This window comes from Lachnospira rogosae (ex Hitch et al. 2025) (genome assembly GCF_040096455.1).
GTDB classification, from domain to species: domain Bacteria; phylum Bacillota; class Clostridia; order Lachnospirales; family Lachnospiraceae; genus Lachnospira; species Lachnospira rogosae.
In genome coordinates this window covers 262057-275205 of sequence record NZ_JBBMER010000004.1, presented here as the reverse complement: position 1 = coordinate 275205, position 13149 = coordinate 262057, and the positions used below count along the sequence as shown (strand labels likewise).

The 13149-nt window shown below is 36.7% G+C and carries 11 protein-coding genes; all 11 read right to left on the bottom strand.

Annotated features, from left to right (window positions below; genetic code table 11):
- Nucleotides 1–60 precede the first annotated feature (60 nt).
- The gene (gene fabD / locus WMO14_RS07390) at nucleotides 61–1002 is read right to left on the bottom strand and encodes an ACP S-malonyltransferase (RefSeq protein WP_022204248.1); all 942 of its coding nucleotides are present in this window, start codon (nucleotides 1000–1002) and stop codon (nucleotides 61–63) included.
- 31 nt (nucleotides 1003–1033) lie between these two features.
- A complete protein-coding gene (gene fabK, locus WMO14_RS07385; RefSeq protein WP_022502249.1) occupies nucleotides 1034–1972 on the bottom strand; it encodes an enoyl-[acyl-carrier-protein] reductase FabK in 939 nt (312 codons plus the stop codon).
- 28 nt (nucleotides 1973–2000) lie between these two features.
- Complete coding sequence (gene acpP, locus WMO14_RS07380; protein WP_022204246.1) at nucleotides 2001–2228, bottom strand: acyl carrier protein; 228 nt, start codon at nucleotides 2226–2228, stop codon at nucleotides 2001–2003.
- A gap of 197 nt (nucleotides 2229–2425) precedes the next feature.
- Nucleotides 2426–3418: a beta-ketoacyl-ACP synthase III gene (locus WMO14_RS07375; protein WP_022204245.1), complete on the bottom strand. Its 993-nt coding sequence runs from the start codon at nucleotides 3416–3418 to the stop codon at nucleotides 2426–2428.
- 163 nt (nucleotides 3419–3581) lie between these two features.
- Nucleotides 3582–4349 carry a DNA alkylation repair protein gene (locus WMO14_RS07370; RefSeq protein ID WP_172677790.1) on the bottom strand — a complete coding sequence of 256 codons (768 nt, stop codon included), beginning with the start codon at nucleotides 4347–4349 and terminating at the stop codon, nucleotides 3582–3584.
- 32 nt (nucleotides 4350–4381) lie between these two features.
- On the bottom strand, nucleotides 4382–5623 hold the full coding sequence (glyA, locus tag WMO14_RS07365) for a serine hydroxymethyltransferase (RefSeq protein WP_349153590.1): 1242 nt from the start codon (nucleotides 5621–5623) through the stop codon (nucleotides 4382–4384).
- A 131-nt stretch (nucleotides 5624–5754) separates the two neighbouring features.
- Nucleotides 5755–6834 (bottom strand): alpha/beta hydrolase, encoded by a 1080-nt coding sequence (locus tag WMO14_RS07360; protein ID WP_349153589.1) that lies wholly within the window; start codon nucleotides 6832–6834, stop codon nucleotides 5755–5757.
- 435 nt (nucleotides 6835–7269) lie between these two features.
- Nucleotides 7270–8742: a methyl-accepting chemotaxis protein gene (locus WMO14_RS07355; RefSeq protein ID WP_349153588.1), complete on the bottom strand. Its 1473-nt coding sequence runs from the start codon at nucleotides 8740–8742 to the stop codon at nucleotides 7270–7272.
- Nucleotides 8743–8948: 206 nt separating this feature from the next.
- Entirely contained in the window at nucleotides 8949–10742 is a 1794-nt protein-coding gene (gene aspS / locus WMO14_RS07350) for an aspartate--tRNA ligase (protein WP_022502252.1), read from the bottom strand.
- A 73-nt stretch (nucleotides 10743–10815) separates the two neighbouring features.
- Nucleotides 10816–11448 (bottom strand): HD-GYP domain-containing protein, encoded by a 633-nt coding sequence (locus tag WMO14_RS07345; RefSeq protein WP_055176072.1) that lies wholly within the window; start codon nucleotides 11446–11448, stop codon nucleotides 10816–10818.
- A gap of 128 nt (nucleotides 11449–11576) precedes the next feature.
- Nucleotides 11577–12929 (bottom strand): DUF438 domain-containing protein, encoded by a 1353-nt coding sequence (locus WMO14_RS07340; protein WP_349153587.1) that lies wholly within the window; start codon nucleotides 12927–12929, stop codon nucleotides 11577–11579.
- Between the last annotated feature and the right edge of the window lie 220 nt (nucleotides 12930–13149).

Below are 13149 nucleotides of genomic sequence, written 5' to 3'. Positions count from 1 at the left end.
CCTTTCATCGATACAATATTGCTAAAGCCTTACCAATATCTTGTCTGCATTTATTGCCTGTTATTTTATAACTACTTCCTTTTCCATGCTCTTAGCTATCTTTTTAACAAAGCCAGATAAAGTCTTTCCTGGTCCCACCTCAACAAATGTATCATAACCATCGGCTATCATTTTTCTGACTGACTGTTCAAAACGTACTGAACTATATACCTGCTTTGAAAGAAGTTCTTTTATATATCCACTGGATGTATTCTCATCCACATACTCAGCTGTACAGTTTGCCACATAAGGATACTTCACTTTATCAAAAGTAACTTTTTCAAGATCCTTCATAAGCTTATCACCTGCGCCCTTAAGAAGCTTTGAATGAAACGGTCCACTTACATTAAGAAGGAGTGTTCTTCTTGCTCCTGCTTCCTTAAGCACTTCCATAGCCTCCTGTACACATTCCTTTTTACCTGATATTACTATCTGGCCAGGGCAGTTGTAATTAGCTGCGGAAACTGTATCAGGATACATATCATTATCAGACTCTGTGTTCCCACTTTTATCCTTGTTATATTTAGCAAGTACACTGTCAACCTCATCTGATGTAAGCCCGATAACTGCAGCCATGGCGCCTATACCAGCCGGAACCTCCTGTTCCATATATATTCCACGGTTTCTTACAAGTCTTACACCATCTTCATAAGATAGCGCACCACTTGCAGTAAGTGCACTATATTCACCTAATGAAAGTCCAATAGCTGCATCATACGTAAGGCCCTGCTCAACCATATCAGCAAGCTGGGCGATTTCTGTTACATATAACGCAATCTGTGTATACTCGGTTTTATCAAGAAGATCATTTTCTTCAAATATTAAATGCTCCATATTGATACCTGTCAGTTCACCAGCCTTCTTAAAGCACTTTACTGATGAAGTGCAGCTATTATAGCTTTCTCTTCCCATTCCAGTACGCTGGCTTCCCTGTCCTGGAAACATTACAACTGTTTTTCCCATACCTTTTAAATCCTCATTTCCATACACTGTTTTATGCCAGCTTATTATGTGAATTATATACCTCAGAGACTTCCTTCATAAGCTCCTTAATAATCTCTTCACATGTCTGTTCCTTATTGACAAGACCTGCTATCTGACCTGCCATTACAGTTCCCTGCTTGACATCACCATCCACAACAGCCTTTCTTAGTGTTCCAAGAGTAAGTCTTTCAAGCTTTTCAAACTCAACGCCTTCTTTTTCCATATCAAGATACTCTCTTGTCATGCTGTTTCTAAGTGACCTTACTGGATGACCTGTACTTCTGCCAGTTACTACTGAATCTATATCCTTGGCAGCTATAACTCTGTCCTTATAATTCTGATGGACATTTGACTCCTTAGCCACAACGAATCTTGTTCCCATCTGTACAGCCTCTGCACCAAGCATAAATGCCGCACATACACCTCTGCCATCACCTATTCCGCCAGCTGCTATAACAGGAATATTAACTGCATCAACAACCTGTGGTACAAGTGTCATGGTCGTTTCCTCGCCGATATGTCCACCTGATTCCATGCCCTCTGCTACAACTGCATCTGCTCCGGCACGTTCCATCATTCTTGCAAGTGCAACTGATGCCACAACAGGAATAACCCTTATTCCAGCTTCCTTCCAGGCCTTCATATATTTGCTTGGATTGCCTGCACCTGTTGTTACTGCTTCTATATGCTCATCAATAACAAGCTGTGCTATCTCATCTGCATAATCACTTAAAAGCATAATATTAACACCAACTGGCTTATCTGTTATCTTTCTTGCAATATGTATCTGTTCTTTAACCCATTCTGCCGGCGCATTAGCTGCTCCAATAAATCCCATTCCACCGGCTTTGCTGACGTGGGCTGCCAGATTAGCATCTGCAACCCATGCCATACCGCCCTGTATAACAGGATATTCTATATTAAGAAGCTCTGTTACACGAGTTTTCATAACTTATCTTCCTTCCTGACATTTATAACTATTTCTGGTTAGCCTCGATATAATCAACAACATCCTGTACTGTAAGAATCTTTTCAAGCTCCTCAGATGGAATAGTTACTGAACACTCATCCTCAAGTGACATAACAAGTTCAAAAAGATCAAGTGAATCTGCCTTAAGATCTTCCTTGAAATTAGACTCAGGCTTAATAACTGCCTCATCTATACCTAACTGTGCTGCAACTAATTCTCTTACTTTTTCAAACATAATGTTAAATCTCCTTAATTCTTATTATTTTTTATTATATGTTGTCGGGGTCAAAAGCCCACAACTTTGATATCTATGGCAAAGCTTTTGCCATAAACATCTTATATATGTTAAAATGCCGCTTATCCGGCTGCCTGATATCTTTTAGTAAGCAGTCTGCAAATATCTATATAATAAGCTTAGCATCTTTAACCGTGCTACCATACAAGCAGAATACTTCCCCAGCTTAATCCTGCACCAAAACCGGCAAGTACAAGCTTCTCTCCCTGTTTTAAGCTTCCATTCCTGTTTAACTCATCAAGCAGAATAGGAATGCTTGCTGATGATGTATTTCCATATTCATTCAGATTGACTGGAAACTTATCTTTATCAGCCTTAAGTCTTTTAGCTACACTCTCTATAATACGTACATTAGCCTGATGCAATATGAACTTATCAACTTCATTAATATCCATATTATTATTATGTAAAAGTGTTTCTATAGCTGTAGGAACACTCTTTACGGCGAATTTAAACACTTCCTGTCCATCCATATGTATAAATATATCTGTGCTGCATGAATCAGAAAATCTTCTGCCACCTGTTAAAACAGATGCACCTGTTCCATCATTGTAGATATTGCTGTCAATAATTCCTCTTTCATGACCAACTAAGGCACCTGTAACATCTTCTGTGTTGTTATCAACTGCTTTAAGAACCACTGCACCAGCACCATCTCCAAAAAGCACACACACACTTCTGTCTTTCCAGTTAACTATTTCTGACATTTTTTCTGAACCAATAACAAGTGCATATTTATACGAACCTGCCTTTAACATTGAAGCTGCAATATCCAGGGCTGTAATAAAACCTGAACATGCTGCACTTACATCAAAACACATAGCATTTACTGCTTTAAGCTTTGCCTGTACAAGTGATGCCTGATTAGGAAAAGCATAATCAGGAGTTGACGTTGCAACTATAATCAGACCAATCTTAGAAGCTTCAATACGTGCATCCTCTACTGCATTTCTTGCAGCGTTATATGCCATATCAGCATTATCCATATCTTTTGCTATATGTCTGTTACATATACCAGTTCTTGTCCTTATCCACTCATCACTCGTATCTACCATTTCTGACAGATTATCGTTAGTCAATATATCTGGTGGAACATAGCTTCCTGTTCCTATGATTCTTGTTCTTATCATACTTTTTGTCCTTATTTATTTGACTTACTAACAATTTGATTATCTTACTTTGATTTTCAAACATTATTTTTATACTACAAAACTTATGTGTTTGTCAAGGTTATTTTGATATTCAAATTATTAAAATATACTAAAGCAATAAAAAAAGACCTGAAACAGATTATTACATCTGCTTCAGATCCTTTTTAACTTTTAGTTTAACTTCTTTATCCGGCGTGAGCGATTCACATATCTTTCGTACCGCCTTCTGATATGACAACTTATCTAACTTTAAGCAGTCGGTATCTGTAAGATATTCCCACGTTCTTTTTGGAAATGTAACAAAACATTCCGCAAGAAGCCAGCCTGCTGCCATCTGTGTATAATATCCATAGGCCGAAAAATCCCTGTTTACAAGTGAAAATATATCATCAAGATATAAACCATTAGCACAATTTATTTCATCTGTGCTTTCTATATCTTTAATAGTAACCTTTTTCATTCTCGGTCTTTTCATGCCATGCATATCAACCTTTAAATAGTGGTCTAACAGCATTATAAGCCCTACTCTTGCCCTGTATTCATCAAACGATTCTATACATTCCTTTATGTATGGCAGAAACTCGTCCCGAAACATATCCATAACCCTGAATTCTACACAGAAGCTGTCGTTTACAGCCCAGTTGTTCACAAGAGGAACGAATGTGTTGAAGTCTTTTAAAGCCTTCTTAAAGTCTTTCTCCTTCGCTGTTCCCATTCCTATTATGTAGCTTCTAAGCAGTGTTTCTTCCTGATAAATATCCGGTTCACTAAGCAGCTGCCGGAAATCCTTATTCTCCTTTATCAGCTGTTTTGCATATTGCTTTAATACCGGTTGTCTTATTCCTATTATATTATCGCAGCCAGGAATAAGTGAGGATGTAAATGCTGCATATTCTCCTTTATCAGTCATCCCCAGAAGTTCATTTCTTATATATTCCAGCATTATTCATAAAGAGGATACTTGTCTGTAAGTTCCTTAACCATAGCCATAGCCTTAGCCTGATTAGCATCAACGTCATCTACAAGTAAAGCAATAGCTTCTGCTACTACATCCATATCTGCTGTGTTGAAGCCTCTTGTTGTAACTGCTGCTGTACCAAGTCTGATACCACTTGTTACGAAAGGTGAAGCTGGATCGTTAGGAATAGTATTCTTGTTACAAGTAATGTTAGCTGCATCAAGAAGCTTTTCTACTTCCTTACCAGTCTTATTCTTGCTTAAAAGATTAACAAGCATAAGGTGATTATCTGTACCACCAGATACGATATCAAATCCTCTGTTCATAAGACCTGAGCAAAGAGCCTGTGCATTGTCAACAATATTCTTAGCATAAGTCTTAAAGCTTGGATCAAGAGCTTCCTTTAAGCATACTGCCTTACCAGCAATAACGTGCATAAGTGGACCACCCTGAATTCCTGGAAATACAGACTTGTTAAACTTGAACTTCTCAGCAGCTTCTGCTGATGAAAGAATCATACCACCTCTTGGTCCTCTTAATGTCTTATGTGTTGTAGTTGTAACTACATCAGCATAAGGAATTGGGCTTGGATGTTCTCCACCCGCTACAAGACCAGCGATATGAGCCATATCTACCATAAGATAAGCACCAACTTCGTCAGCTATCTCTCTGAACTTCTTGAAGTCGATGACTCTTGCATATGCAGATGCACCAGCAATAATCATCTTAGGCTTACATTCCTTAGCTATTCTTAATACTTCATCATAATCTATAAAACCTTCGGCTGTAACACCATAAGGAACTATATTAAAATATTTACCAGAGATATTAACTGGTGAACCATGTGAAAGGTGTCCACCACAGTCAAGGCTCATACCCATAACAGTGTCACCTGGTTCTACCATAGCAAAGAATGCTGCTAAGTTAGCCTGTGCGCCTGAATGTGGCTGAACATTGGCATATTCACAACCAAATAACTTCTTAGCTCTCTCAATTGCAAGTGTTTCAACAACATCTACATATTCGCAGCCACCATAATATCTCTTTCCAGGATATCCTTCTGCATACTTGTTAGTAAGAGGGCTTCCCATAGCTGCCATAACAGCTTTACTTACAAGGTTCTCAGAAGCTATTAATTCAATATGGCTTCTCTGTCTTGCTAATTCATCATCCATAGCTTTAGCTAATTCTGGATCATAGTTCAATACTTCATCAAATGAATACATATTACAACCTCCATTTTCTATAGTTGTAGTTATACAACCTGTATAGCTATTAATTTTATAGATTATTTAGCAATAAGTCAATGTATAATTATACATTTGTACAATAATTAAGTTATTTAATACAATCTTCATTAGAATATCCGCCTTAGAAAGTTATATAAGCCATTATTCCATACACCTGCCTCGTGTCCGCCGTGTCTGTAATAGAATATATGGTCAATTGAATGTTCTGTCATATATCTTGAATAATTCTCTGATGATACCCTGCAATATGGATCTTCATCACCTGTTACTATAAGTGTAAGAAGTGGTGCTTCCCCACTTTCCTTAACAAGCTCAGGAAGAAGATATCCCCTGTTGCCATATAATGTTTCACCGCTTCCTGTATTAACGACTCCTCCAACAGGCTCAAATGCACCTACATACCCAAATATATCAGGGTGTGCAAAGCATAAATAAAGAGCTTCCCGTCCACCTAATGAATATCCCGCAATTCCTGTGTATTCCCTGCCTATCTTAGTTGAATAATGCGAATTAATATATGGAATAAGAGCATTAATCACATCATTTTCACAGGCATCATATCTTGCAGTTAAATCCGAAAATCCATAATCAGATTCCTGCTTTCCGTCAACATCCGTAAATACAGTAAAGCTTACTAATATCATATCGTTGCGGTTGTATTCATACACAATATTCTGTGCTGTTGGTCTTGCACCAAGAACCCTGTAATCTTCATATGTTCCACTCATTCCGTGAAGAAGATATACTACAGGATAGCTTTTACTCTTATCATATCCATATGGAAGATACACATTGGCATTTCTTGCAGCATTAGTAGTTGGAGAATAATATTCTATCTTCTCAATCTCACCATAATTGCCGCCAAGATGTTCTGAATTAAACGCTTCTGGTTCTTCATAATTAGTATCATTTTTATCATAAGAGAACAACATTACCGGATAATCGTGATTAACTCCAGCTTCGTCTGTTGTACTATTATTTTCATTAACACTGTCACCATTAGTGTTTTTGTTACCACTACTGCCATTATTATTGTCTACGCTGTTACTACTGCTTACAATGCTTGCATTATTAGAAGCTGTATTCTTACTACCTGTACTATTGCCACAACCTGTTAACAACAGGCTTGCTGATAATGCAAATGCCATTATAAGTGCCTCTGTTTTTCTAATATTATTTCTTCTCATAATTAATCACCTCATATAATTATTAATTAAACCTGATTATTAACTCTACATTTTGATAATAGCATTTAGAGTTAACTTCAAGTCAAGCATAAAATATTCCTATATAAATAAAATATATGAAGCACCTTCTCACACTAAGCACTGTCGCTTGCGACAACCTACATCTTCGTGCAAGTGTGCATCATCGGCACATAGCACCTTTTATGTATAGGAAATTCTATCGAAATTCCCTATTACATAAAAAAACAACAGCTGTCTTTTATAAATAATGCAGACATAAAATGTCATTTGCACTCCTTATAATAAACATACTGTTGTCTTATAAATATTAATAACCCTGCAAAACCATCCTGATTATATTATTAATTACAACTTATAATAATCAACTGCTAGTCTTGCAATACATTGTAATCTGCTTAATCTCTTACAATCCATTTAGTTATCTACTGAACTCTTTAAATCCTCTGCAAGAAGATATATGTTATGTAATATATTCTTACAGTTCTTCATACTTTCAACTGTTGTGTCAGATACTTTTAGGCCTTCAGTTGAAGCAGCTGCTACCTCTTCTCCTGTTGCTGATAAATGTGAAATATTATCAGAAATAACAGAAGTTGAATCCAGTATCTTGTTAATGCTCTGCTCTGCAGAATCTATATTGTTCATAAGATTGTCAACTGTTTTTCCTACGTCCTCAAAAGTCACTCTTGTATTATCAATAAGTTCATTCTGCTTATTAACTGACTCAACTGACGCTTTTATGCTCTCATTAGCTTTCTTCGTATCTTCATAAAGATTATTGATTATATCTGTTATGCTTGAAGATGCATTCTTAGTCTGTTCTGAGAGCTGTCTTATCTCTTCGGCTACTACTGCGAAGCCCTTTCCGGCTTCTCCTGCTCTTGCTGCTTCTATTGAAGCATTTAATGCAAGAAGGTTAGTCTGGCTTGAAATCTCTACGATAGAACCAATAAATCCCTGTACATCATCAACCTTTTCTGTAAGACTGTTAATCACATCTACGATTATATTGCTTGCATCATGTACATTCTGTGCCTGTTCCTTAAGTTCAACTACTATAGCCTTACTATCATTAACAGTCTCATCTGTTCTGTGTGAAGCCTCAACCATCTCGCTTATCTCTTTTTCAGCAATATCAGTGTTTTCTTGAATCTCTGCACACATAGTGGCCTGTCTTTGTATGGCTTCTGCTGTGCTTTCTGTGCTTTCTGCTATATCTTTCATTGAATTGTGGTTTATATCTATGCTCTTTTCTAACTCATCAAGCATATCCATAGCCTGTCCGAAATGTCTGGTTATATTATCAGCTACAGCAACCATCTTCTCGTTATTCTCTTTCTGTATAACTGCTGCTGCCTCTATCTTATTCATATTCTCTGCAAAAAACTGCTTAAGCAGCTTTGTTACACTAAGAGATATACATGTAACAATAACCAATACTAATATAGCAAGAACCCTGCTTGCCATAGCCACTCCATTATACATATTATAATCCATAATAAGTCTTATGACATTACCAGCTATCGCAACGCCATCAGCCCACAATATTAGTTTTTCATTAAGATATACCATCGAAGCCATAATCAAAGGAAGTACATATGTCCATACACCATCAGTTGAATTAAGCAGTATAATAACAACATATCCAAATGCCATTGATACCGCAATCGTTAATTCACACACTTTGGTCTTCTTCCTTAAAATATAAGCAGCTACTGATACAATAATTACCGCAAGTGCCACAACAAACTGTATTAAAATCTTTCCTTTGTTATGTCCGTCACCCACTCCTAATGCTGCCATCAGGGTCAGCGCAATATAACCAAATACTATGAGAACTGTAAATAAAACAGTCCTGTTTGCCCTTATATACTGATTCTCTGTCATAATTTCTCTCCCGTCTTTTGTTATAGTTTTGCCAAGATTTATAAAAATAAGTATATACCCATGATTATTCAAATGCAATGTTTTTGCTAAAAAAAAGCTGATAAAGCCATTATTTTTATCCAGATTTAACAAAGTATTGTCTAAAAATATAGTTAAAAAAAGCATTTGAAAATATCCATTAAATACTTTCAAATGCTCTTAAAATATTATTCCTGTTCTGACTCTGTAATTCTGATAGATAAATCTTCAAGCTGTTTTGCATCAACAACATCCGGTGCATTAGTAAGAAGACATGTAGCATCCTTAACCTTAGGGAAAGCTATAACGTCCCTTATTGAATCTCTCTTAGCCATAAGCATAACAAGTCTGTCAAGACCATATGCAAGTCCTGCGTGTGGTGGTACTCCATACTTGAATGCATCAAGTAAGAAGCCAAACTTCTCGTTAGCAACTTCATCTGTAAGACCAAGTGCCTTAAACATTCTTGACTGTACATCAGCCTGATGGATTCTTACTGAACCACCACCTATCTCTGTACCGTTAAGTACAATATCATAAGCCTTGGCACGTACTGAACCTGGGTCTGACTCAAGCTTATCAAGATCCTCATCCATAGGCATAGTAAATGGATGATGCATAGCTACGAATCTCTCTTCTTCATCTGACCACTCAAACTGTGGGAATTCTGTTACCCAGAGGAACTTATAATCATTCTTATCAAGAAGTCCCATCTGTCCAGCAAGTTCAACTCTTAATGCTCCAAGTACATTCCATACAATCTTATTGCGGTCAGCAGCAAATAAAAGAAGGTCACCCGGCTTACCTTCCATAGCCTCAACAAGTGCGTTCATCTCATCCTCAGTCATAAACTTAGAGAATGAAGACTTAAGTGAACCATCTTCGTGAATAGCTATATAAGCAAGACCCTTTGCACCATATCCCTTTGCAAAGTCGACAAGTGCATCAATCTTCTTACGAGGCATACTTCCCTGTCCATTGGCATTAATACCTCTTACAGTTCCACCATTCTCGATAGCCCCTGTAAATACGCCGAAACCACAGTTCTTTACTATGTCTGTAACATTCTTAAGTTCCATACCAAATCTTAAATCTGGCTTATCAGAACCAAATCTATCCATAGCTTCCTGCCATGTCATACGCTGGATTGGAAGCTGTACATCAATATCTAATACCTCTTTGAAAAGATATGCTAAAAGTCTTTCATTAACATCAATTACATCATCAACGTCAACAAATGACAATTCCATATCTATCTGAGTGAATTCCGGCTGTCTGTCAGCTCTTAAATCTTCATCTCTGAAACATCTTGCAATCTGCATATATCTGTCATATCCAGAGCACATAAGCATCTGCTTAAAGAGCTGTGGTGACTGTGGAAGTGCATAGAATTTTCCTGGATGAACCCTGCTTGGCACAAGATAATCTCTTGCTCCTTCCGGAGTTGACTTAGTAAGCATAGGTGTCTCTATTTCAAGGAAACCTTCATTAGCAAGAAATGCTCTTGTAAGAGTGGCAACCTTGCTTCTCATAATGATATTAGACTGAATATCAGGACGTCTAAGATCAAGGCATCTATATTTAAGTCTTATATCTTCTTTAGTATTAATATTATCCTCAATTGGAAATGGAGGTGTCTCTGACTCAGAAAGTATTCTTAATGATTCAGCCGCAATCTCAATATCACCGGTCTTAAGATTGTCATTAACTGCTCCACTTCTCTTAATAACCTTACCTACTACAGCTATTACGAATTCATTTCTTAATGTATATGCCTTGTCAAATCCTTCTTTGCCGATAATATTCTCATCAAAAAGAATCTGTAAAAGACCGCTTCTGTCTCTTAAATCCACAAATATAAGTGAACCAAGATTACGTCTTTTAGCAACCCAGCCCATAACTGTAACTGTACTGCCAATATCTGCACTTGAAACTTCTGTGCATCTGTGTGTTCTCTTTAAGCCAACCATTGACTCTGCCATAGTTAATTACCTCATTCTTCTTAGCTGTATTAACAGCCTGTTTTATTTGCCCTAAGGCATAATTAGGTTACTCCTAATCCTGACTGATTTTTAGTATATCACTTATATCCAAATCATCAATATCTAATCTGCTATTATTAATCAATTCTATAGTCGAATCTTCGTGAATAAGCCTCTGGAATAAAAGGAATACTCTGATATCCATATTCTTAATCTCATCTATCATAATTGTAACAGCAGTGTCTATATCAAATGCTTTCCTATATGGTCTGTCTGATATAAGTGCCGCAAATTCATCTGCAACCTTTAATATTCTTGCTCCTAATGGTATCTGCTCACCAACAAGCCCATTAGGATATCCGCTTCCATCAAAACATTCATGATGTGAAAGAACGACATCCATTATATTATCTGAATAATCGTATTTTTTCAATAGATCATGGCTTATCTTTGAGTGCATACTCATATACTGCTTCTCATCTTCCGGAAGTGCCTCATCGGTTCTTCCATACAGATATTCTGAAAGCTTTAACTTTCCAACATCGTGAACCATCGCAGCAATCTTTAATTCGTATGCCTCATCTTTAGACAAACCACACATCTGTGCAAGCTCATATGTCAGATTGGCAACAAGCACTCCGTGCTTAATTCCACTTTTAAAATCATTAATCATATAATCAATGAGTTCATTATTGTTATTCTTCATAATTCTACCATATCAATATACTTAATGCTGAATCAATTCCATTCAGACAATATTATATTATATTTTTATGTGAAAGAAATGTCAATGTCCTTATCGGCTATATTTAAAGAGAAACCTTGTATACACGTTTATTTAAGCTTTGCAAAATGTTCTTTAGCAAATTCCATATCCTGAACCACCTCAAGAGTTCCAACATAATTTCCCTGCTTGTCCCTTACCGCAATATATTTAACAAGCATAGTCCTTCCTTGTTTATCCATCCAGACAGGTACTTCATCAAGTGTTCCTATCCTGAATTCTTCTATAATTCTTCTGACCTTTGCCTCAATCTTTGGTGGGTGGCACGAGAATACCTCCCTGTCAATTGCCATAACAGGTCTTTTAAATACCTTTGACCCTTCATTAAAATATCTGTTGATATTATCTTCATCAACAAATGTTATCTCCATTGGTATTGCATTAAGCAGTGCCTCAAGCTGCGAAAGTGTCATATGTCCGCCTGCCATATATAACTCATTCTGAACATCTTCTTTCTTATCAGATTGTTCTGACACTTCAGGTTTATACACATTTTCTACTTCTTCTGCTTTCTCCCATCTGTCTGATACTGTATCAAGGCACACGGCATAATCTTTGGAATCGTGATATATTCCAATCCACTCAGCTTCCGTAAAATTAGCGGCACAGTTAGGATACAATATATTATCTTCCTTATATATCATCTCCTCTGCCCTCTTTATAACATTTTCTATTCTTTCAATTAATTTACCGTCCAGACTTTTACCATTATTGTTATCCGCACTGTTATTATTGTCTGCTTTGCTACTGTTATTACCGTCCATGTAATTTAACTGCTTTGCTATGTCTGACAGCTCATCTCTTATCTCATCATCAACTGTCCACATAACCGCCGAAGGTCCGCTGATTTTATATCGTACATTAAGCACCGGATATAACAAATCCCCTTTCTTGGCATAATGAATAGATAACTCCCTGAGCTTATATATCTTCTCTTTCAGTGCCTTTATATCAATATGTCCGCTTGTAATATTTTCTTTAATATCATCAATAACCTGCTGGATTGCCTTATTTTCTTTCACAAAAGTATTTAATGGGTGGCCGCTTATCATAGCCAGTTTATTAAAAATGCTTTCTCTGTCTTTACGCATATCTGCAATGGCACTCTTAGTCATACCTTTCATTGTGTCATCATAGTACTTTTTCATCTCTGATATTTCATTTTCCGCTTTGGCTATTCTTTCTTCCTTAGTCGCACCGTGAAATAATGCTGAGTGAACATCACACAGCTTTGAAACCTCTGATATAGGTGTTCCCTCTGCTATCAACGCCTGCTCCGCTTCCATAATCTCTATTGGATTGACATCATTGAATTCCTTAACAAAATCTTTCTTAACATTCTCAAGACTTTCACCATCACCAAGTCTTTTAAGATAGCCTTTAATCTGTTCTGCCCTGTTCATATAATTCCTCCATTATTTTTATTATATTTTTCAATCTATCTGCTGGTAATTTATCAGCTTTATATATAAGCTGGCTGTTATGCTTATATGTGCATCATATTATAATCTGCTTTATTATCTTGTAAGCTTACAGTCACTCTTACCTGTATATCTTGTAAGACCACAATTACACTTATCTGTATGTGGATTATTAGTATGTCTGGATTGTAACATCTTCATT